This window comes from Thermococcus celer Vu 13 = JCM 8558, assembly GCF_002214365.1.
GTDB classification, from domain to species: Archaea; Methanobacteriota_B; Thermococci; order Thermococcales; family Thermococcaceae; genus Thermococcus; species Thermococcus celer.
The window spans coordinates 349,024-370,740 of record NZ_CP014854.1; the positions used below are offsets into that span (position 1 = coordinate 349,024).

The 21,717-nt window shown below is 58.8% G+C and carries 19 protein-coding genes; 7 read left to right on the forward strand and 12 right to left on the reverse strand.

The annotated features are described in order from the left end of the window. Window positions 1-39: 39 nt before the first annotated feature. Window positions 40-192, reverse strand: coding sequence for a hypothetical protein (locus A3L02_RS10160; protein ID WP_157895717.1), 153 nt, complete (start codon window positions 190-192; stop codon window positions 40-42). A 251-nt stretch (window positions 193-443) separates the two neighbouring features. On the opposite strand from A3L02_RS10160, the gene ileS reads away from it, so the two are divergent. Beyond that, on the forward strand, window positions 444-3,647 hold the full coding sequence (gene ileS / locus A3L02_RS01965; protein ID WP_088862373.1) for an isoleucine--tRNA ligase: 3,204 nt from the start codon (window positions 444-446) through the stop codon (window positions 3,645-3,647). Window positions 3,648-3,795: 148 nt separating this feature from the next. Here the strand turns inward: ileS and A3L02_RS01970 are convergent, their stop codons facing one another. The 5 genes from A3L02_RS01970 to thiC all read right to left on the reverse strand — a co-directional run bounded on the left by A3L02_RS01970 (window position 3,796) and on the right by thiC (window position 8,806). Beyond that, a complete protein-coding gene (locus tag A3L02_RS01970; RefSeq protein ID WP_088862374.1) occupies window positions 3,796-5,085 on the reverse strand; it encodes an RNA-guided endonuclease InsQ/TnpB family protein in 1,290 nt (429 codons plus the stop codon). A gap of 259 nt (window positions 5,086-5,344) precedes the next feature. Further along, on the reverse strand, window positions 5,345-5,935 hold the full coding sequence (locus tag A3L02_RS01975) for an IMP cyclohydrolase (RefSeq protein ID WP_088862375.1): 591 nt from the start codon (window positions 5,933-5,935) through the stop codon (window positions 5,345-5,347). Continuing rightward, complete coding sequence (locus A3L02_RS01980; protein WP_088862376.1) at window positions 5,932-6,864, reverse strand: formate--phosphoribosylaminoimidazolecarboxamide ligase; 933 nt, start codon at window positions 6,862-6,864, stop codon at window positions 5,932-5,934. The genes A3L02_RS01975 and A3L02_RS01980 overlap by 4 nt, the downstream gene beginning before the upstream one ends. Beyond that, on the reverse strand, window positions 6,861-7,520 hold the full coding sequence (locus tag A3L02_RS01985; protein ID WP_088862377.1) for a phosphoribosylaminoimidazolesuccinocarboxamide synthase: 660 nt from the start codon (window positions 7,518-7,520) through the stop codon (window positions 6,861-6,863). The genes A3L02_RS01980 and A3L02_RS01985 overlap by 4 nt, the downstream gene beginning before the upstream one ends. Further along, window positions 7,517-8,806 (reverse strand): phosphomethylpyrimidine synthase ThiC, encoded by a 1,290-nt coding sequence (gene thiC, locus A3L02_RS01990; protein WP_088862378.1) that lies wholly within the window; start codon window positions 8,804-8,806, stop codon window positions 7,517-7,519. The genes A3L02_RS01985 and thiC overlap by 4 nt, the downstream gene beginning before the upstream one ends. A 76-nt stretch (window positions 8,807-8,882) precedes the next feature. Here thiC and A3L02_RS01995 point away from each other — a divergent pair, with 76 nt between their 5' ends. Next, complete coding sequence (locus A3L02_RS01995; RefSeq protein ID WP_088862379.1) at window positions 8,883-9,641, forward strand: sulfide-dependent adenosine diphosphate thiazole synthase; 759 nt, start codon at window positions 8,883-8,885, stop codon at window positions 9,639-9,641. Between the two features lie 3 nt (window positions 9,642-9,644). Next, on the forward strand, window positions 9,645-10,940 hold the full coding sequence (gene thiD / locus A3L02_RS02000; protein ID WP_088862380.1) for a bifunctional hydroxymethylpyrimidine kinase/phosphomethylpyrimidine kinase: 1,296 nt from the start codon (window positions 9,645-9,647) through the stop codon (window positions 10,938-10,940). 49 nt (window positions 10,941-10,989) lie between these two features. On the opposite strand, the gene mrtA is transcribed toward thiD, so the two are convergent. Together mrtA and A3L02_RS02010 are read right to left on the reverse strand one after the other, a co-directional pair. Then, window positions 10,990-11,592: a CPBP family archaeomyxosortase MrtA gene (gene mrtA / locus A3L02_RS02005; protein WP_088862381.1), complete on the reverse strand. Its 603-nt coding sequence runs from the start codon at window positions 11,590-11,592 to the stop codon at window positions 10,990-10,992. 34 nt (window positions 11,593-11,626) lie between these two features. Continuing rightward, window positions 11,627-12,673, reverse strand: coding sequence for an FKBP-type peptidyl-prolyl cis-trans isomerase (locus tag A3L02_RS02010; protein WP_088862382.1), 1,047 nt, complete (start codon window positions 12,671-12,673; stop codon window positions 11,627-11,629). Window positions 12,674-12,784: 111 nt separating this feature from the next. Here A3L02_RS02010 and cysS point away from each other — a divergent pair, with 111 nt between their 5' ends. The 3 genes from cysS (at window position 12,785) to A3L02_RS02025 (ending at window position 15,290) form a co-directional block, all read left to right on the forward strand. Further along, on the forward strand, window positions 12,785-14,215 hold the full coding sequence (cysS, locus tag A3L02_RS02015; RefSeq protein ID WP_088862383.1) for a cysteine--tRNA ligase: 1,431 nt from the start codon (window positions 12,785-12,787) through the stop codon (window positions 14,213-14,215). Window positions 14,216-14,303: 88 nt separating this feature from the next. After that, complete coding sequence (locus A3L02_RS02020; RefSeq protein WP_088862384.1) at window positions 14,304-14,951, forward strand: phosphoribosyltransferase; 648 nt, start codon at window positions 14,304-14,306, stop codon at window positions 14,949-14,951. Window positions 14,952-14,969: 18 nt separating this feature from the next. Then, window positions 14,970-15,290 (forward strand): hypothetical protein, encoded by a 321-nt coding sequence (locus A3L02_RS02025; RefSeq protein ID WP_088862385.1) that lies wholly within the window; start codon window positions 14,970-14,972, stop codon window positions 15,288-15,290. Here A3L02_RS02025 and A3L02_RS02030 read toward each other — a convergent pair. Next, a complete protein-coding gene (locus A3L02_RS02030) occupies window positions 15,269-17,056 on the reverse strand; it encodes a DUF4932 domain-containing protein (RefSeq protein ID WP_088862386.1) in 1,788 nt (595 codons plus the stop codon). The two genes, A3L02_RS02025 and A3L02_RS02030, sit on opposite strands and share 22 nt — an antisense overlap. Window positions 17,057-17,157: 101 nt before the next feature. Between A3L02_RS02030 and A3L02_RS02035 the strand changes: the two genes are divergently transcribed. Further along, window positions 17,158-18,150: a metal ABC transporter solute-binding protein, Zn/Mn family gene (locus A3L02_RS02035; protein ID WP_088862387.1), complete on the forward strand. Its 993-nt coding sequence runs from the start codon at window positions 17,158-17,160 to the stop codon at window positions 18,148-18,150. Between the two features lie 99 nt (window positions 18,151-18,249). Here the strand turns inward: A3L02_RS02035 and A3L02_RS02040 are convergent, their stop codons facing one another. From A3L02_RS02040 to A3L02_RS02050, 3 genes are read right to left on the reverse strand one after another with little or no spacing between them, the layout of a single operon-like run. Next, window positions 18,250-19,137, reverse strand: coding sequence for an ABC transporter permease (locus A3L02_RS02040; protein WP_088863803.1), 888 nt, complete (start codon window positions 19,135-19,137; stop codon window positions 18,250-18,252). Then, complete coding sequence (locus A3L02_RS02045; protein ID WP_088862388.1) at window positions 19,137-20,189, reverse strand: ABC transporter permease; 1,053 nt, start codon at window positions 20,187-20,189, stop codon at window positions 19,137-19,139. Before A3L02_RS02045 ends, A3L02_RS02040 begins: the two co-directional genes overlap by 1 nt. Further along, complete coding sequence (locus tag A3L02_RS02050) at window positions 20,170-21,708, reverse strand: ABC transporter ATP-binding protein (RefSeq protein WP_088862389.1); 1,539 nt, start codon at window positions 21,706-21,708, stop codon at window positions 20,170-20,172. Before A3L02_RS02050 ends, A3L02_RS02045 begins: the two co-directional genes overlap by 20 nt. Window positions 21,709-21,717: the final 9 nt, after the last annotated feature.

A 21,717-nucleotide genomic window follows, 5' to 3' on the forward strand; every position in this document is an offset into this window, starting at 1 on the left:
AAAGAGGAGTAAGTTAAAAAGACCAAAACGCGGTTTCCTTCATGGGGCGGGTTCCGCGAGCGGCTTCACGTTGCGAGCGAAGAACTTCCTCACCGGCCCCTCCACCCTCAGGTAGAGCACCAGGAGAACCGTCTGGAAGAATATCCGGCCGACCAGGAACAGCATGGTGGTCATGGTCACGGTGGCAAACATGATCCATTCCCAATGCCCCGGACGTGCTCGTTCCAGCTTCCGCAGAGCTGCATAACCCGTACCCCCAGCTGGTCGGTTGTTCCTCATTCGCAGTTTCCGCGGCCGGAAAGCAAAAACCTTATAAGTCCGCTCCCCAATTCTGCCCCGATACCCATGAGGGGGGAGTGTTTTATCCTTCGCTTCGCCCGTTCCGCGGCCTGAGTTCCCCTCGTTCTGGGTTAGTCACGGCTATCATTTCTGGAGGGTTTTCCATGATAAAGGAACCGGAGTTTAGGGAGTACAGCCCAGGAAAGCTCGAGGAGAAGGTCGAGCGCTTCTGGAAGGAGAACGGCACGTACGAGAAGGTCAAGGCCAGCAGGGCTCACGGCCCGAAGTACTACTTCCTCGACGGGCCACCATACGTCAGCGGCGCGATACACCTCGGCACCGCCTGGAACAAGATAATCAAAGACATGATAATAAGGTTCAGGACGATGCAGGGCTACAACGTGAGGAGACAGCCGGGCTTCGACATGCACGGTCTCCCGATAGAGGTCAAGGTCGAGCAGGCGCTCGGACTTAAGATAAAGAAGGACATAGAGGCCAAGGTGGGCGTTGACAACTTCATAAGGAAGTGCAAGGAGTTCGCGCTCAACAACCTCAAGGTGATGACCGAGCAGTTCAAGCAGCTCGGCGTCTGGATGGACTGGGACAACCCGTACATGACGATAAAGAACGAGTACATCGAGTCTGGCTGGTTCACGCTCAGGCGCGCCTGGGAGAAGGGACTGCTCGAGAGGGACAAGAGGGTTCTCCACTGGTGCCCGCGCTGTGAGACGGCCTTAGCGGAGCACGAGGTTCGCGGCGAGTACAAGCTGAGGGAGGACCCGAGCGTATACGTCAAGTTCCCTGTCGAGGGGAAGGGGAACGAGTACCTCCTCATCTGGACGACGACGCCCTGGACGCTCCCGGCGAACCTCGCGGTAAGCGTTCACCCCGACTACGACTACGCCAAAGTTAGGGTCGAGACGGAGAACGGCGAGGAGTACTGGATAATCGCGAAGGCCCTCGTGGAGCGGGTTCTCAACGAGGTCGGCGTTAAAGGCGAGATCGTTGAGGAGTTCAAGGGTAGAGACCTCGAGGGGCTCCGCTACGTCCACATTCTAATGGACGAGTACCCCGCTCAAAAGGGGTTCCGCGAGGGGTACGAGTGGGCCCACCGCGTGATCCTCGGCGAGCACGTGACGCTCGAGGACGGTACCGGTCTCGTCCACACCGCCCCCGGTCACGGCGAGGAGGACTTCGAGATAGGCAGGAAGTACGGGCTTCCCGTTTACAGCCCGGTCGACGACGAGGGACGCTACACCGAGGGCAAATGGAGGGGAACCTACGTCAAGGACGCCGACCCGGAGATAATAGAGCACCTAATCGAAAAGGGCTACCTCGTGAAGGCAGGAACGATAGAGCACCAGTACCCCCACTGCTGGCGCTGCAAGACGCCGCTAATATTCCGCGCCACGGACCAGTGGTTCCTCAAGGTGAGCAAGGTCAAGGAGAACATCCTGAAGGAGAACGACGAGAAGGTCGAGTGGTACCCGGACTGGGTCAAGGTTCGCTACGACAACGGCGTGCTCAACTCGGGCGACTGGGTCATAAGTCGCCAGAGGTACTGGGGCATACCCCTCCCGATATGGGAGAGCGAGGACGGCGAGGTTCACGTCGTCGGCTCGTTCAGGGAACTCGTGGAACTCAGCGTCGCGATAGAGGTGGACGGCGAGCGGGTTGAGCTTCCGGAGGACTACGAGGAGAAGCTTAAGGTCATCGAGGAGAGGCTTGGGCCCGAGGACCTCCACAGGCCCTACGTCGACGCCTTCATCATAAGGGTGAACGGCAGGGAGATGCGCCGCGTAAAGGACGTCGTCGACGTCTGGTTCGACAGCGGGATCGCCAGCTGGGCCTCCCTCGACTACCCGAGGACGAAGGAGGAGTTTGAGAAGCTCTGGCCCGCGGACTTCATAGTGGAGGGAGAGGACCAGGTCACGAAGTGGTTCTACTCCCAGCAGGCCGCCTCGGTCATAGCCTTCGGCACCGTCCCCTACAAAAAGGTGGCGATGCACGGCTACGTCCTCGACGAGAAGGGCGACAAGATGAGCAAGAGCCTCGGAAACATCATTCGGCCTGAGGAGGTCGTTCAGAGGGAGGGAAGGGACCCGTTCCGCTTCTACATGCTCTGGGCGACGAACCCGTGGGAGAACCTGCGCTTCAGCTGGAAGGGCCTCGCCCAGGTCAAGAGGATGCTCAACATACTCTGGAACGTCTACGTCCTGAGCGCCACCTACATGAGCCTTGACAAGTTCGACCCCACCAAGCTCAAGCCCGAGGAGCTTCCCTTCCGCGAGGAGGACAGGTGGATACTCAGCAGGGTCAACGGGCTCATCAACGAGGTCACGGAAGGGATAGAGACCTTCAGGTTAACGAGGGCGACGAGGGCGATACACAACTTCGTGGTCGAGGACCTCAGCCGCTGGTACGTCAGGCTCATCAGGAAGCGCATGTGGGTCGAAGGCGACGATCCCGACAAGCTGGCCGCATACTACACCGTCTGGAAGGTCTTCGACGTTCTCCTAAGGCTGATGGCCCCCTTCACGCCCTACATAACCGAGGAGATATACGGGAACATGCTGAGGCCGTTCCTCGGCGTCGAGAGCGTCCACATGCTCGACTGGCCGGCGGTTGACGAGGCGGCGAGGGACGAGGAACTCGAGAGGGAGATGGAGGCGATAAGGAGGATAGTCGAGGCAGGCTCGAGCGCAAGACAGAGGGCGGGGATAAAGCTCCGCTACCCGGTCAGGAGGATAACGATCGAGACCGAAAATGAGACCGTTGCGAAGGCCGTCGAGAAGCTTAATAGAATCCTGAGGGACCAGCTCAACGCCAAGGAGGTCGTCGTTGGAAAGGTCGAGAGGGAGACCGTCATAAAGCCCAACTTCGCCAGGATCGGCCCAGAGTTCAGGGGGGACGCGAGGTTCGTGACGGCGTGGATAAACGAGCACGGAAGGGAGCTCTACGAGGCGGGCGAGATGGACGTCGAGCTCAACGGAAAGACCTTCCACCTGACGAGGGAGCACCTGAACGTGGAGGAGAAACTGCCCGACTTCCTCATCGGCGAGGACTTCGAGGGCGGCAGGGTCTTCGTGGACAAAACCCTCACGAGGGAGCTTCTGGCGGAGGGCCTCGCGAGGGAGTTCGTCAGGAGAATCCAGGAGATGAGGAAGAGGCTCGACCTGGACGTCAACGACAGGATAGTCGTAACCATCGAGACGAGCGACGAGAACCGCGAACTCCTCAAGGAGAACCTCGACTACGTAATGGGCGAAACGAGGGCCGTCGGGGTAACCTTCGGCGAGGCCAAAGGCTACGTCGTCGAGTGGCCCGAGGTTCAGGCGAAGATAGGGATAGAGAAGGTTGAGGGCTGAGCCCCTGTTTTTACTCTAATTTTCTTTCTGGACCAATCAACAGCACGGCCAGCGCAACGATGACGATCCGGCCGTGGGGGCTCCATCATCAACTTCGCCCAACGGCCCCCCAGCAGGGAGTCCAGGAACGTTGCGGTGCCGTTTCTCCCTACCGCTTCATTTTGTGTGAGAGTGTATCACTTTGCGTCGGCGGTAAGGAGTTCCACCTCAACCATCTGGATTTCTCAATCCAGATGGCTTCACTGGTGGCGGTCGAGGCTAACGGCACGAGCCTCCCATCCACGAAAAACCCCCCAGAGCTTAGAGCAGAGCTCCCATCACCCTGAAGGGCCCTCAAATACAAATTCCAGACAGCAAGAACATCACGATGCCAAACCTCACCACCAGCAGAGCAAACCCCAAACCGACCATCCTCGTACTCCACAACAGCATTGTGAACAGGACAAATTCTTGAAGTGTTCTTCGGATTCACTCTTATCACAGGAACACCATACTCTCTTGCCTTCTCCTCAATAGCCTTCTGTACCCCCAAGAATGCTGACTGATAAATCCTGTGCCGAAGCTGTTTATCACCAACCCTCTCCAACATCCTCCTTGGAACGTTCTTCGGAAGCTTCTCCAAGATTATTCCAGCATTTCTCTTTTTTGCCTCTTTGACAATTATTTTCGCAAGCTTGAGGCGAACGTCCCTCTTTTTATCCTTCTCACGAAGCTTTCTCAAAATCTTCCTCTTCTTTTCATTTCTTGAGCCAAGCTTTTTATCCCACTTCTTCTGAACCCTTTTCCTCCTGTAATAATACCCGAGAGTGATTTTCTTCTGTCCAGTCTCAAAAATCACTGGCGTGAAATCAACGAGTGCGGTAACGTTGTCCTCATTCACATCAACAGAAATCCACGATTTTGCCTTATACTGCTCAACATCCTTGAAAAAGGTTAGGTAAATAATCAGCCTCCTCTCTTTTTTGTCAGGCTTTATTCTCGCTTGAGAGGCCAGTTTCCAGCCCGAATTCACTGTCTTCCAATAATGCTTGTGCGCCTCAAGACCAACCTCAATCCAGCCCTTGTGCGTGGTTATCTTTATGACAGTTAGTCCAGCACGCCACAGGTGGTCATCAAGCCATATTGAAACATTCCTGACTTCTGGATACACCTTCTCGGCGAGGCCTTTCCTCTTCCTCTTCAGAAAGCTTTTTGCCCTCAAGGCTGAATCTTGGCAGACCGTGTATGCATAGTGAGAGGGAAGTTGTGGATAAAACTCTCTCAAAAATCTGTATTTTTCAGCCTTCAGCTTTACAAAAGAGGTTGTTTCATTCTGAACTGCAAACAGGACAGTCTGAAGGAGCATTTCTCGATACATTCCCTCAAGCTCGACGAATATTTTGGAAACCTTTTTCGGAAGCCTTTCAGACTTCAAAACAACGGTCTTCGTAACCCTCATTCAGCTTCAACCTCTTTCAATAACTGTCTTTATTTTACCAGAATAAATCCATCTTGATTGTTATGAAACTAACACCAAGAACTTCAGCGACTTGTCTTGGAGTGAGCATTCTCTCCATGGCACACACCTACACACAACGATACACAATGAAACTTGTAAAGTTTTCTGCCCCCTTACGTCCCGTGAATTGACCGTTTTGTGCCGAACGCGGTCTGGAACGACCCACTCAAAAACCGTAAAAATAAGGGAGTTGGTGGTTCTAAGGTCTCACCGCAACGTCCCATTTCTCCCCGTCCTCAACAACCCCTATCGCCAGAACCGGATGGGCGAAGTCGAGTTTCAGGACGTTCTCTGCGAGCTCCCCGGCCTTTGAGAAGCTTAGCTCCAGCCCCTCGACGCCGTCCACGTTGTACGTTGCCGTGAAAAAGGCCTTCCCTTCCACCAGCTTAACGGACCTGACCCAGAGCTCATCCCGCCCAACGAAGCCGAGCCAGCCCTTCTCCTTTCCGCGCTCGACCACCGCGGCTATCCTCGGCGTGTCGTACTCATCCCGCTCGTAGTCGAGGGCGTCGAGCGTACGTATCAAAGCCTTCCTCGGGCTCTCCTCCTCGAGGGCCTGCGCCACGAAGGCCGTCTGGAGGCCGTTGCTGACCACCGCGTACCTTTCGAGCAGTTTCACAACGGGGTAGCTCACGTATGGGTTGTCCGTCTCGGTCTGGTTGGCGATGTAAACCTCGTTTCCTCTGATTACGGCCTTCCTATTGGGAAAAGAGCGGGAGTTCAGGCGGTAGAAGGCGAAGGGCCTGCCACCACTGAGGCCAATCCCGAGCATCCTCCCGACGTACCTCAAGTTACCACCTCCCCGAGGCGATCCTCTTCGAGGGCGAGCCTTACCTCACGGGCCACTCTCTCGCCCATGAGCATCGGTTCTCCCCAGTAGATGGATGAATACCAGTGCCCCGCGTTGCTACCCCCGTCTATGCGCGAGGCGAAGCCCATGCAGTGGAACTCCCCGTCGTAGGCGAAGTGGAGGGCGAAGGGTCCGATGACGCCCGGTGGCTCGAGTTCCCGCAGGGCATCGACGAAGGCCAGCCCGTGGTCGTAGAGCTCGGGGAGGAGGGACTCCCTCAGGGCTACGGGCTTGTTTCCGGCTATCGTGTAGGGCAGGACCTTGAAGGGCCGCCTCTTGTTCGCGTCCGCGACTATTAGCCTCTCGTCGACGCCGAAGAGCTCCAGACGGTTCAGAATCGGCGAGTAGAAGAAGTGGACGTAGATGTAAACGCCATCGACGAAGCGCTCTATTCTGTACGGTTCACCCAGTCCAGCCGTCCTCTCCTCCAGTTCGCGGCCGTAGGCAGGGAAGTGCCCGCTCCCGCCCCGGGGCCCTTCGAGGCGGACGAAGTAGAGTCCATCGGGCTTAACGTCTTCGGGCTCCACTACCTCGACCGCAGGGATGCCCGCCTCCTCCAGGGCCCTGTCCTGAAGGTCGAACCTCGTTTCCCACTTGAGGAAGCGCCTGTTGCCGAAGAACCGGGCTTTTGCCCTCTCGATTGCCTCTACACCGAGGTAGGCCACGAAGGAGCCGTGGGGCACGACGATGCCGTCGTCCTCAAGTATCGCCCCCATGTCCTCCGTCACGACGAGTTCGTCCACGAGCGGGAGGGAGGAGTAGAAGGCCTTTCTACCCGGTTTGACGTAGAGTCTCGTCTCGAAGCCTTCCCTCCTGGCTCCCATCAGTACCTGGAGGGAGGAGTGCGAGGCTATGGTCGAGATCCTCATTCAACCACCCCCAGTAGCTCTTCCTGAGTCAGGAGCCTTCCTTCCTTCATAACGCGCATGGTGTCGCCGCTGAGCTCGTCTATAACCAGAAGCTCCCCGTTCAGCCTGCCGAACTCCAGCTTGAAGTCCACCGGATCGAGCCCCTTCTCCAGGAAAAACTCCCTCAGGATCCCGGCAACCAGCCTCGTTGTCTCCTTCATTCTCTCCAGCTCTTCCTCGCTCGCTATGCCGAGCCGCGACACGGCTTCCTCGGTTATGAGGGGGTCGCCCAGGGAGTCGTCCTTGAGCGTGAACTCCACCATCCTCAGCTCCCGAAGGGGCTCCACCCAGCCGCGGTACCGCCTGAGGAAGCTTCCGTAGGCTTTGAAGCGATAAACCACCTCGAGCGGAATCCTCTCCGCCTTGAGAAAGCGCGCTCTCCTGTCGTCAATGCGCTCGACGAAGTGCGTCCTTACGCCGTTCCTCCCCAGCAGGTTGAAGAAGAACTCAGTCTGCCGGAGAACCGCACTCCCCTTTCCCGTTCTCACCCCGATAACGGAGTTGCCGCCTGTGTCCTCCCTCCCGTTCTCCCCGAGAAGGGAGTCCTTGAAGTAAAAGATGAGGTAGGGGCCGTCCTCGTAGACGTCCTTCGTCTTGCCGCGGTAGACGAGCCTCATTCGGCCTCACCCTTCCTCAGCATCTCGTTGATGAGCTTTATTGCGCACAGGTCGCCGCACATAGAGCACGCCTCGGTCTTCGTCGGCCTCTCCTTCCTTATCTCAAGGAATCGTTCTTTGTCCTCGCTTAGCTCGAACTGCCTCGCCCAGTTCAGCCTCCCCCTCGCCAGGCTCATGAGGTAGTCCCGCTTGAAGTCCTCCTCAAAGCGGGTCAGGTTCACGGCGTGGGCGGCTATCCTCGTCGCTATGACCCCTTCCCTGACGTGTTCGGTTGTTGGTAGACCGAGGTGCTCCGCGGGGGTAACGTAGCAGAGGAAGTCCGCACCGTTCAGCGCCGCTATCGCTCCCCCGATGGCCGCGGTTACGTGGTCGTAGCCCGGGAAGACGTCCGTGACTATGGGGCCGAGCACGTAGAAGGGGGCGTTGTCCGTGGCGACCTTGGCGAGCTTCACCTGGGCCGCTATCTGGTCTATCGGAACGTGGCCGGGCCCCTCCACCATCGTCTGCACCCCCGCCTCCCTGGCCCTCCTCACGAGCCTGCCGAGGGTGTAGAGTTCGGCCGTCTGGAGCTCGTCGCCCGCGTCGGGCAGTCCACCGGGTCTAAGGCCGTCGCCGAGGCTCAGAACGACGTCGTACTCCCTTGCGAGCTCGAGGAGGTAGTCGTAATCCCTGTAGAAGGGGTTCTCCTCGTCCCAGTGGAGTATCCAAGCCGCCAGAAACGTTCCGCCGCGGGAGACCATGCCGACGACCCTCTTCGTCCGCTTCATCTTCTCCACGACCTCTTTCGTGACCCCCGCGTGTATCGTCGCGTAGTCAACGCCGTCCCCGAAGTGCTTCTCCACGGCCCTCCACATGTCCTCCTCATCCATCTCGATGATGGCCTTCCCCCTTGCCAGCATCTCCTCCGCGGCCTGGTAGATGGGAACCGTCCCAACGGGGACGTTGACGGCCCGCATTATGGCCTTTCTTATCCCGTCGAGGTCGCCACCTGTCGAGAGGTCCATTATCGTGTCGGCCCCGTACTTCACCGCCGTCCTGGCCTTCTCTATCTCCGCCTCCACGTCCACTATGTCGCGTGACGTCCCCACGTTGGCGTTGACCTTTACGCGGACGGTCTCACCGACGGCTACAGGCTTCACCCAGTCGTGCCTCACGTTGCGGAATATCACCGTGCGCCCCCTGGCGACGCTCCTCCTGAGCTTCTCGGCGCTTATCCCCTCGCGCTCCGCTACAAACCTCATCTCTTCGGTAACGGTTCCACGCCTGGCATCCTCGAGCTGGGTCATCCACACCACCATAATAAAGTTTTTAAATCTCAAAACTAAGTTTTGAACGCGACTTATAAACTTTGGGGTGGTGGGGATGCTGAAGGACGTTGAGGTAAGCAGGGCGATAATCGAGGCCTACACGAAGGATATTCTTGACAGCCTCAAGCTCGACGTCGCGGTTGTGGGCGCGGGCCCGTCGGGCATGGTCGCGGCCTACTACCTCGCAAGGGGCGGGGCTAAGGTCGCCATCTTCGAGAAGAAGCTCAGCGTCGGCGGCGGAATCTGGGGCGGTGCAATGGGGTTCAACAGGATAGTGGTCGAGGAGAGCGCCCGGGAAATACTCGACGAGTTTGGAGTGGACTACGAAGAGTTCAAACCGGGCCTCTACGTGGCCGACGCGATTGAGGTCGCCACGACCATGGCCAGCAAAACGGTGAAGGCCGGGGTGAAGGTCTTCAACATGGTAGAGGTCGAGGACCTCGTGGTCAAGGACGGCCGCGTTGCCGGGGTGGTCGTGAACTGGACGCCCGTGAAGATGACAGGTCTTCACGTTGACCCGCTCACGGTGGAGGCTGAGTTCGTGATCGACTCAACGGGTCACGGCGCCCAGATAACCGGACACCTGCTGAAAAGGGGGCTGATAGAGGAACTTCCGGGGGAAGGGCCGATGTGGGCCGAGATGGGCGAGAGGCTCACGGTGGAGCACACAAAAGAGGTCTTCCCGGGGCTCTACGTCACCGGAATGGCGGCCAACGCGGTTGCGGGCGCACCGAGGATGGGACCTATCTTCGGAGGAATGTTCCTGAGCGGGAGGAAGGCGGCCTTGGATATTCTCGAGAGGCTCGGGGTGTGAGCCGTGGCCGTCCTGATAATAGCCGGCCTCGATACTGGCGGCGGGGCCGGGATAGCGACGGATGTGAGGACCGTTTCGGCCCTCGGCCTCCATCCCCTCCCCGTTGTCTCCGCCGTGACCTACCAGAACCCGGGAGGGGTCGGGGGCTACCACGTTCTTCCCCCGGAAGTCGTCCGCGAGGAGATAAGGGCCGTGGGGGACTCCTTCGAGATCGGGGCGGTTAAGGTTGGGATGCTCGGCAACGAAGAGGTCGTGAGAACCGTTGCAGGGGAGACGAGGCCCTTTTTGAGGGTGGTCGACCCCGTCCTTGCCTCCTCGACGGGCCATCCCCTGATAAATCCTGAGGGAATCGAGGCGCTGAAGGAGTCGCTGATCCCGGGTTCAGTGGTCACGCCGAACGTCCCCGAGGCTGAAAGGCTCACGGGGGTTAAGATATCGGGCGTTGGGGACATGAGGGAGGCCGCGAGAACCCTCGTCGAGGAGTTCGAAGCCAGGGCGGCCGTCGTCAAGGGCGGACACCTCGACCTCACGGACGTCCTCTACTGGGAAGGGGAGTTTTACGAGTTCCGGGGCGAGAAGGTTAACGGATTCACCCACGGGACGGGTTGTGCCTTCTCCTCGGCCCTTGCATCTCTCCTCGCCCGGGGAATGGAGCTCCCGGAGGCCGTGAGAGGGGCGAAGCGTTTCGTCGAAACCGCGATAGGGTTCTCCTCTGCGGAGGGGAGGTGTGTCAACCCCCTCGCACCGCTTGAGGTCGACGCCGAACGCTGGAGAGCCTACCGGGAACTCAAAAAGGCGGTTGAGGGGCTCGTGGAGATGGGTGAGTTGCTGAACCCTTATATCCCTGAGGTGGGGACGAACTTCGCCCACTCCACCCCCCACGGGGAGGTCTTCGCCGTGAAGGGGAGGGTGGTGCGCTACGGGAAGACCGTAAAGCCCGTGGGCCCGGTCGAACCCGGCGCATCCGACCACCTGAGAAGGGCCCTCCTCAAGTTCCGCGAGTTCTACCCGGAGGTGAGGGCGGTCATCAACCTCCGCTACTCGAGTGAACTCATCGAGAGGGCGGAGAAAGGGGGTCTCACGGTCTCCTCCTACGACAGGCGCGAAGAGCCGGAGGAAGTCAAGGCCAAAGAGGGCGGGACGATTCCGTGGGGGATAGAGACGGCCGTACGGAAGAGCGGGAAGAGGCCCGACTTGATATATCACCTCGGCGACTGGGGCAAGGAGCCGATGGTCCTCGTGTTCGGGAAGAACCCGGCGGAGGTTCTTGGAAAGATCAGGATACTCCTGGGTGCTTAGGAGGCCATCTGGCTCTTCTTCTATCCTTTCACTTGATCATACCCGGGTTCTACAGGATGACACAGAGCAGATCGAAGAGGGCCGACCCGAACCAGTGGAGCAGGAAACTCGGGAGGAAGCTCTCGCTCTCCATGTCGAGCTTGGCGAAGACTATCCCCGCTATAAATGAGTACGGAACCTCCACCCAGGGCTTGCCGATATGGGCGAGGGCGTAGGGGACATCGTGGGCGATTATCCCGAGCCACTCGTTTCTCTCCGCGAGGGGGAAGAGCATGAAGCCCCTGTAAAACGCCTCGTTTGAGAGCATTATCACTCCCATCGCGAGCTCCTTGAGGAGGAAGTCGCCCCAGCCTGAATAGCCGAATATCGGGTAGTAGTTCTTCATGGACGGAATTCTCGTCCCGTAGAGGCTCAGGGGGACCGTCAGCAGGAACAGCACCAGCGCCCACCTGTAACCCCCGCGTTTCCCGACCTTCATCCCGAGTTCCCGGGGTTTGAAGCCGAGCAGCAGCGCGAGGAGGAAGGGTAAGACGAGGTAGAAGAGGAGGTTGTAACCGGCCCACCTGAAGATGTCCCCGCCGCTACGGCGGACGAGGAGGATGAAGGGGAGCAGTGAAGAGTAGAGAACCCAGGGGTTTTTCCGGAGCCTCATGGATACGGGTTGAGGGGGAGGAAATAAAAGGTTTTCACTCCCCGTCCTGCCCTTCAGTTCCCCCGGCCTCTTCCGCGGCTTTCGCCTTCTTCTTGGTATTGCTCTTTCTGGTGGTCGCCCTTCTGGTCTTCCTGCCCTTGGTGCTCCTCTTTGGCTTTTTCTCGGGCCCCTCCTCTGTTCCTTCGGCCTCCGATTCCTCCGGTTCATCGTTTTTCTCCGCGGGGGTTTCCTCCATCTCTTCTGCTTCCCCTTTGGCCCCTTCCGTCTTTTCCTCGGCCCCTTCCGCCTCCTCAACGAGCGGCTCGCTGACCTCCTCCTCGAGCTCGACGACCTCCTTCTTCTCCCCTTCCTCGGGCTTGCCTTCTTCGGGCGGTTTGAGGAGCTCCTCGACGCCCGGCTTGAAGGTGACCTCCTCGTAGCCTATGAACTTGAGGTCGCTCTCGAGGAGTATCTCGCCGAGGACGAGGGTGTTCCTGTCGACCTCATCGACGAGCTGGGAGAGGTCAACGGTGACGTCCTTCTCGCCGACCTCGATGACCACCTTTTCTGTATCGACCCTGGGCATGCGGAGCTCGATGAGAGCCTTGACCCTCTCGATTGGGTCCTCGATCTTCTCTATTACCTCGACCTCGTAGATCAGGTGCTTTCCGGCGTAGGGGTGGTTGAAGTCGACCCTCACGCGGCCCCCGCTGACGGTCATTACCTTGCCCTTGAGCTTCCTTCCGCTCTCGGTCTCAATCTCAACGGGCATTCCTGGGAGGGGGTAGATGCCCTGCCTCCTGAACTGGCCGAGGGTGAAGGTCTTTATGAGCTTTGGATCGCGCCTGCCGAAGCCCTTCTCGGGCGGGATCTCGAGCGTGTACTTCTTCCCGACCTCGAGGCCCTCGAGCCTCTCGTCGAGGCCCTTAAGGACGTGGCCCGCTCCAACGGCTATCGGAACCGGGCCGTAAACACCCTTCTCGGAGTAGATGCCGGCTTCCTTGGCAACTTCCTCGAAGGTCGTGTCGAACACCTCACCGGTCTCCTTGACCCTTCCGGTGTAGTGAAGCTTTATGACGTCTCCCTTCTGAACCTTCATCATCGTAACCTCCCTTTCGTGCTCTAACCCCGATTGCGGGGGTCGGTTTTTAAGCTTTTGCGGAACCTAAAACCTAATAAAACGCCGGGGACAATCTGGGACGGTGGTGAGAGGATGGCCATAAGAGTCTACAACACACTAACCAGGGAGAAGGAGGAGTTCAGGCCCATAAGGGAAGGCGAGGTCAGGATGTACGTGTGCGGCCCGACGGTTTACGATTACACCCACCTCGGCCACGCCAGGACTTACATCGCCTTCGACGTCATCCGGCGGTACCTCGAGCACCGCGGTTACACCGTTTTAATGGTGATGAACTTCACCGACATAGACGACAAGATCATCAGACGGGCGAGGGAGACGGGGGAGGACCCGAAGGAGCTCGCCGAGAGGTTCCTTCGCTACTTCCTCGAGGACATGAGTGCCTTAAAGGTCAAGCCGGCCGACATCTACCCGCGCGTTACGGAGCACATCGAGGATATCATAGACTTCGTGAGGAAGCTTGAGGAGAGGGGCTACGCCTACGAGGGGAGCGACGGCGTTTACTTCGAGGTCGCGAAGTTCAGGGACTACGGAAAGCTCAGCGGGGTGAAGCTCGAGGAGCTAAGGAAGGGGGCGAGGGTCGAGCCCGGAGAGGGAAAGAGGAACCCGGAGGACTTCGCGCTGTGGAAGAAGGCCAAGCCCGGGGAACCGAAGTGGGAGAGCCCGTGGGGTGAGGGAAGGCCGGGCTGGCACATAGAGTGCTCCACGATGAGCACCAAGTACCTCGGCGAGAGCTTCGACATCCACGGAGGCGGTAACGATTTGATCTTCCCGCACCACGAGAACGAGATAGCCCAGACCGAGGCGTGCACCGGGCACCGCTGGGTGAACTACTGGCTCCACACGGGCTTCCTGATGGTGAACGGGGAGAAGATGAGCAAGAGCCTCGGCAACTTCGTGACGATAAGGGAGATGCTCGAGCGCTACGACCCGGAGGTCATCAGGCTCTTCGTCCTCCAGAGGCACTACCGCTCGCCCCTCGACTACACGGAGGAGGGGATGGAGCACGCGAAGAACAACCTCGAGAGGCTCTACAACACCCTCGAGAACATCCGCGTGGCCATGGAGAAGGCCGAGGTATCCTTCAGGTGGGGGAAGGAGGAGTTCGAGGCCTACGAGGCCATCAGAGACGCGAGGGAGAAGTTCTACGCGGCGATGGACGACGACTTCAACACGGCCGAGGCGTTAAAGGCCGTCTTCGAGGTCAGCGGCGCCGTGAACAGGTACATAAGGGAAGTTGAGAGGCCGAAGGAGAGCGTCCTCCGCAAGGCCCTTGAGTTCTTCAAAACCATCAGCGAGGTCTTCGGGCTCTTCGAGGACTACTTCAGGGAGCGGAAGGCAGGAGACGAGGAAGCTTTGATAGGGCTCCTCGTGGACGTGCGCGCTAAACTCAGGAAGGAGAGGAACTTCGCCCTGGCGGACGAGATAAGGGCCAGACTGAGGGAGCTCGGCGTCCAGCTCGAGGACACGCCCGAGGGCACGGTGTGGAAGAGGGTCAGGGTCTGATCCCTCGCCCTTTTTGCCGTATTTTTGTCAAAGCTACGGGCGCAACGCTTAAATATGACCTTCCCTTTGCTCCGTTAAGGGAAATCCAATGAAGAAGTTTCCGGTTTACCTCGCTTCTTGGGACGACATAGAAAGGTGGGCGAAGGAAGGCGCATGGAAGGTTCTGGAGGACGGCTGGAGGCCGGACGTCGTAGTGGGCCTCGCGAGGGGCGGTTGGGTTCCGGCGAGGCTCTACTGCGACTACCTCGGGGTAAAGGACCTCGTCAGCCTGAAGGTCGAGCACTGGGGAGTGACGGCCACGCCCGACGGGAAGGCGAAGCTCAAGTACGGCAGCAACTACGACCTCGGCGGGAAGAGGGTTTTGATAGTGGACGACATCAGCGACACCGGCGAGAGCCTCACCCTGGCCAGGAACTACGTGGAAGGGCAGAAACCGGCGGAGATAAGGGTCGCGACGCTCCTCACCATAAAGGGCTCGCGCTTCAGGCCCGACTACTACGGCGAGGAGATCGACTGGACCTGGATAGTCTTCCCCTGGAACTTCGTTGAGGACATCATAAACCTGACCAACAACCTCTTCGAGGAGAAGGAGGCCCTGACCGCCGACGAGATAATCGACCTCCTCAAGGAGCTCCACGGGATCGAGGTTCCTAAGGGGAAGCTCGAGGAGGCCCTCCAGATGGCCGAGAGAAGAAAGGTTTTTAAGTTCCGGGAGGGTGCCTGGCGTAGGGCCTGAGGCCCGGGGAGTGATACCTTGGACCGGAAGGAGAAGCTCGAGGAGATCAGGAACCACAGCGTCTACGCGCGGGAGATCTACGACATGCACAGCGAGAGCATAGACGGCGTTCTTGAGGACTACGACGGCCTGAAGGAGAACTACCTGAACGACCACCCGAGGGCGAGGATAGTGCGCATAGTCTTCAACGAGGACAACGGCCTCCCGCTGGCGATAGAGTTCAACAGGAAGGACGACAGCTTCAAGGGCTTCACGATAGCCATCGGCAAGCCCCACATCAGGAGCGACGGACACGGAAGGGAAGAAGAGAAAAACCCTCAGGAAGAAGCGAGCGGCTGAACGTAGAAGGCCATCTCGATTCCTTTTTCACTCCATACCTCGTAGCTCGAGAGGTAGTACGTCGGATTCTGGAAGAGGGCCGTCAGATCCCTGTCCTCGCCGGCCACCCAGACGATGTAGTTCTCCGGGTCGTTCAGGTTCCGGACGGCCATCACCACCGCCTCCCCCGTGACGTTTCCGAGTTCTCCCGTTTTCACAGGATCGGCCTCGTCCGCCGTCAGGAGGTAGGACTGGATGCTCCAGTTGGCGTTCTTCTCCAGAACCCAGTGGCTCCCCCCGACCGGAACGAACCTCAGCGGGAACTCCTCGTCCAGCTCATCGACGACGGCGTTCGAGTAGGGGCCGCCAACGAGAACGAGGTTCTCCCTAAACTCCTCCTCCGTCAGGTTGACGTCGGCCTTGACGGTTATCTCCACGTTTCCGTCCCAGTCCGAGTAGAAGGCTCTCAGGTTGTCGGCTATGAGCTCGGCGGTCTCCCTGTCGCGTTCCGTCCCCGTCGGGTCCGGGTTCCGCGTTCCGTAAACGACCACCACCTTTCCGGTGACGGCCCCCCTATCGAAGGCCATCAGTGGCGTTATCGGCACCCTCTCCTGGAAGAGGGTCTCCGCCTTCTCGGGGGGAATCCTACTTGAGAGGTCGTCCAGCATATCGCCGACGTAATCACCGATTGGAACGCCGTTCTCCCTGCTCATCCCCGCGTACTTCCAGTAAAGCTCCACCATGTCTCCCATCCAGAACTCGCCCCAGCCCCTCTGCAGCCAGAGCGATAGGGAAACGTAGTCCGGGTCAACGTTGGAGAGGGCAAAGTCCGCCCAGCCGTCCGCGAACCCCTCGTATATCATCATGTCGTCCCACCAGAAGTGTAAGTCGTACCTCGCGAGATAGGGCATGTGCCCCTCGATGGTGTCCTCGAGGTACCGCAGGGAGTGCGTTTTCTCGGAGGAATCGAGGGCGGGGACGGTCACGTCGTGGCCGAGCTCGTGGTAGACGAAGCTCAGGTATATCAACCTGTCGAGACCCGTGTTGTTCAGGTAATCCCTGTTGAGGGGCAGGCCGAACATCGTGTCCCTCGCGGTTCTGTAGCTCCACAGGGTTCTCTGGGCGTCGCGCCTCACGAGCGGTACCATCCCACCCGCGCCGTATACCTGGACGCCGTCCTTAACCGGGTTGAAGCTGTGGCCGTGTACGGCGACGAGGAAGGGGTGCTTGAACTCGAAGCGCACGTTGGAGAGATCCAGGTAAGGCCCCATGAACTCATCAGGGGGCAGGAGTGAGAGCGCACCCTCGTATATCCTCAGGTCCTCGTCGTAGTAACCCCTGTGGCTTTCGTAGAACTCCATGAAGTGGCTCCTCTCCGCGAAGTCCCTTAACGCCCGGATGAAGTCGAGGGTCCACCTGTCCCCGATGTTTTCCCCGGGGTTAAGCTCCGGGGGCTTTGTGCAGAGCAGGAGCTCGTCCTCGAGGTAGTACAGCCTCATGTCCCTCTCGGATACGCTCTCTGAGTTCCCCAGGTAATCCCTGAGCATGCCGACAGCCGGATGGTTCCTGTATGGGCCAAAGTACCGGTCAACGTCATCGAGATAGCCGCCTCTCTCGATAATGAACGGGTCGTTCCTTCCGAAGGCGAGGTAGTAGACGATGCTTAAGAGCTCGGAGTTGGGGTTTATCTCAACGCTGACTTTCCCCGTCACGTTGGTGCCGGTGACCCCCGGAGAGAGGGCCGTTATCAGGAGCGCCAGGATTATTAAAACTCCAAGTCGTCTCATAAAATCCACCGGTGGTATTAATGAACGGAACGTTTTAAAGTTTCCGCTGGCATTCGTGGGTTTTTTAAGTCCAACACGGGAGAGAATTTGGGTGACCTAAAATGAGGAGGAAAACGGGGGCGGTGATTGCGCTTGCTATCCTGTTCACGGGCCTGTTGATGCCGTTCTCCCTTGGCTCTCCGGAAAAGCCCCTCGTCGTGGCCAGCATAGCGCCCTTGGCTTCGATAGTTCAGGACGCCTTCGGCGACTCCGTGAACGTGGTTTACATAATCCCGCTCGGGGCGGACCCCCATGAGTACCAGCTAACGGCGAGCCAGATAGAGCTCCTTCGGAAGGCGGACGTGATAGTGACAACCGGTGGTCATCTGCCGGTCGAGAAGAGGATAAAGGAACTGAGAGAGGAGGGCACGATAACCGCGGAGGCACTCTTCATAGACGACTACAAACGCGAGGGGTTCAGATACCTTCAGGAGCGCTGGTACCAAAACAAGGACAACCCGCACGGCGTCTGGCTCGACCCGTACAACGCTCTCGCCATTGCGAAGGCCACGGGGGTGGCGCTGGAGAAAACGGATCCGGCCAACTCCGAGACGTACGCGGAGGAATACGGGAACTTCGAGGTAAGGGTGAAGACCATCGTGGAGGCGTACAGGGCCCTTATCGGGACGAACCACACCGCCGTCATCCAGATGCCGCCGGACGAGTACGCCATCGAGTGGCTCGGCGTTAAAGCGGTGGCCTCGATAAAGCCCGAGGAGGAGGTTCCGGCGATAGGGGTGGACGACCTTGTTCCGACCGCGAAGAGAGTCGACCTGATAGTTTATGGTGCGAACAGCCCGGACCAGCTGAAGGACGCGGCCAAAGAGCTCGCGCTGAAGAGCGGAAAACCGACGGCAGAGATCACGGTGTTCTGGAAGGACGTTCCGTACACGGAAGTCCTGATAAGGAACAGCGCCGCCGTTGTGAACGCCCTCGGCGGGAAAACGCCCCTGAAAACACCCGCTCAAAAAAGCGACGTGACGGAGTACGTGATGCTCTCCCTCGTGACGGGCATCGTGCTCGGGACGGCCCTCGGGGTTATACTGAAGAGGTGACCGCCCGCCCCGTTTTTATTTTCTGCCCTCTTCCACCCGAAAGAGCGTTTTTCAATGTGGACATCTCAAAAGAGCTCGAGAAAATATAAATGGAAGGAATCACTCCCTCTTGTACGGCCTTCCGTCCCACTTCGGCGGCCTGGCCTTGCCTATGATCCCCGCCACGATGATGAGGGTCATTACGTACGGCAGCATCAGTATGAACTGCCCGGGTATCAGGTGGAAGGGTGCCAGCCACGCGGCCAGTGCGTCGAAGAAGCCGAAGAGCCAGCCGCCGATAAGGGCCACGAGCGGGTTCCAGCCGCTGAACACCATGTTGGCCAGGGCGATGAACCCCCTGCCCGCGGACATGGTTTTCTGGACCACCCCGAGCCAGGCGACGCTCATGTACGCTCCACCGAGGCCCGCTAAAGCATGTCCGTAGACGGTCGACCAGAACCTGTACTTCTCGACGTTTATGCCGAGCGCATCCGCCGCCTCGGGGTTCTCGCCGACGGCCCTGACGCGGAGGCCGAGGGGGGTCCTGAAGAGCACCCACCACGTGACGAGGGCCACGATGATGGTTACCAGCACCATGGGGCTCAACCTGCCGTACTGGGTCTCCAGGCTCCAGAGCGTAACCGCCACCTGGTGCTGACCGGCCGTTCCCCAGTAGGCGATCAAACCGAACGGAACAACGCCGAGGGCAAGCAGATTAATCCCTATACCCGGGATGACGTGGTCGCCCTTGAGGTACACCGTGAGGACCCCGTGGAGCATTCCCAGAACGATTCCCGTGACCATGCCCCCGATGAGACCCATCGTCGCGTGCCCCGTGATCTCGGCGACTATGGCGCCGAAGAATGCGCTCATGAGGAGCACGCCCTCGTAGCCGATGCTTACCACACCGGCCCTCTCGCTCCACACGGCGCCAACGCTCGTGAGCACTATGGGCACCATGGCCATGAGGGAGTTTATCAGGATCGAAACCACAGACCCGAAATCCATCATGCCTCCCTCCCCTCAATGCTCTTTTTGATGAGGTCGTAGAGTCCCGGGATGGCCACGGTGATGACGATGATGCCCTGTATGACCTTTATTATCTCGAGGGGCACCCGTGCACCGGCCTGCATCAGGGGGGTTCCTGCGCGGAGCATCCCAAAGAACATGGCGGAGAGTATTATTCCAAGGGGGTGGTTCCTGCCGACCAGGGATACCCCTATCCCGTCGAAGCCCAGGCCGTAGATGTTGGCCATCCCCTGGCTTATGGCGTACGTTGGGGGTTCTCCCATGACCTTCATCGCCCCACCGAGGCCGCTCGTGATTCCGCCTATTATGAAGGACCAGATTATCGCACTCTTGGGGTTGACCCCGCCGTACCTGGCCGCCTTTTGGTTGAGGCCGCTCGCCCTCATGCCGAAACCGAAGGTGGTATGCCACAGGAGGTAATACACCAGGATTGCCACGATTATGGCGATTGGAGCCGCTATTGAGAGGTCGGTGTTCCCTATGAGCGGGAGCCTGGCACTCTGGGGAATCCTTATGGTTTTGTTGGGGTCGTTGGGATTGGCGTAGGGGCCGACGACGAGCCAGAGGACGAAGAAGAATGCGATCCAGTTGAGCATGATGGTGGAGATGACCTCGTGGACGCCGCGGTAGACCTTTAGGAATGCCGCCGGAAGGGCCCAGAGGGCACCGAGGAGCATGCCCATGGCGAGGCCGAACCACATGTTCCCCCAGACGTTGGTGAAGATGACCGCCGCTATCGCTCCGAAGTAGAAGGAACCCTCCGCACCGATGTTGAAGATTCCGGTTCTGGCGCTTATCGCGAAGGTGAGCGCTGTCAGCATTATCGGGGTCGAATACGCCAGTGTGGCGGCTATACCACTGGTGGAGCCAAGGGCACCCTTAAAGAGCCAGTAATAGGTGTCCACCGGATTGTAGCCAAAGACTATGAGCACCACGGCACCGATCAGGAAGCCCACGAGGATCGCTATGATGCTCTCGATGAAGGCCTTGAAGTTGAGGAGCCTGAGTGCGTCACTTTTTGAGCTCTTCATAACGTATCCCTCCCATCATCATCCCTATCTCCTCGGTGTTGACCTCCTCGGGCCTGACAACGCCCATGAACTCACCCTCGTAAATTACTCCCATCCTGTCGCTGAGCTGGATAACCTCATCGAGGTCCGCCGAGACGAGGAGGACGGCCTTCCCTTCGGTTCTCAGCCTTATCAGGTAGTTCCGGATGTACTCTGTTGAGGCGACATCGACACCGCGCGTTGGCTGTGCCGCTATTATCAAAATGGGCTGTTTGCTGACCTCCCGGGCAACTATGAGCTTCTGCTGGTTCCCTCCGCTGAGGCTCTTAACCGGGGCGTCAACCCCCGGGGCGGATATCTCGAACTGCTCTATGAGCTTCCTCGTGTGTTCCTTTGCCTTGCCCCAGTCTATGGTTCCCTTCCAGCGCTGGAACTCCTCCCGCCACTGCAGACCGAGGATGGCGTTCTCCGTAACGGTCATGTCAAGGATCAAACCCATGTGTGTCCTGTCCTCCGGGATGTGGGCCATCCCGGCGTCGTAGAGCTCCCTCGGAGGCCTGCCTGTTATATTCCGACCGTTCAGGATCACCTCACCCTTTTCGGGCTTTCTGAGTCCCGTGATGGCCTCGATAAGCTCCGTCTGCCCGTTGCCCTCGACGCCGGCTATTCCAAATATCTCGCCGGCTCTCACCTGGAAGTTGAGCCCCTTAACCGCGTCCTCACCGCGGTCGCCCCTGACCCACAGGTTCTTCACCTCGAGTATGGGCTCTCCAGCTTTCGCCGGCGGCTTCTGAATCCGCAGAACGACGTCCCTGCCGACCATCATCCTCGCGAGGAGCTGGGGCGTCGCCTCGCTCGTCTTGACGGTTCCTATAACCTCCCCCTTCCGGATAACGGTAACCCTGTCCGTCAGCTCCATGACCTCGTTGAGCTTGTGGCTGATGAAGATTATCGTCTTGCCCTCGGCCTTGAGTTTCTTAAGGACGGCAAACAGTTCCTCCACCTCTATCGGTGTGAGAACGGCGGTTGGCTCGTCGAGTATGAGCACATCGACGTCCCTGAAGAGCATCTTGAGTATCTCTATCCTCTGCTGGACGCCAACGGGCAGTTCCTCAACGGGAACATCGAGGGGGACCTTGAAGTTCAGATCCTCCATCAACTTCTGGAGCTTCTTACGGGCGGTTTCGACGTCTATCTTCGAGAACAGACCACTGCCCTCCATCCCAAGGATTATGTTGTGGAGGGCGTCAAAAACCTCAACGAGCGTGAAGTGTTGATGAACCATACCGATGCCGTTCGCGAGGGCATCGGCGGGGCTCTTAAAGCGGGTCTCCTTGCCGCGGACGTAGATTTTACCCGCGGTGGGGTGGAGCATCCCGAAGAGGATCTTCATGAGGGTCGTCTTCCCGGCACCGTTCTCGCCGAGGAGGCCGAGGATCTCACCTTTATAAACGGTCAGGTCAACACCCCTGAGCGCCCTTGTTCCATCTGGATAAACCTTTACGATGCCCTTCATCTCCAGTATCGGAGTCTCCTCCATGTGAGCACC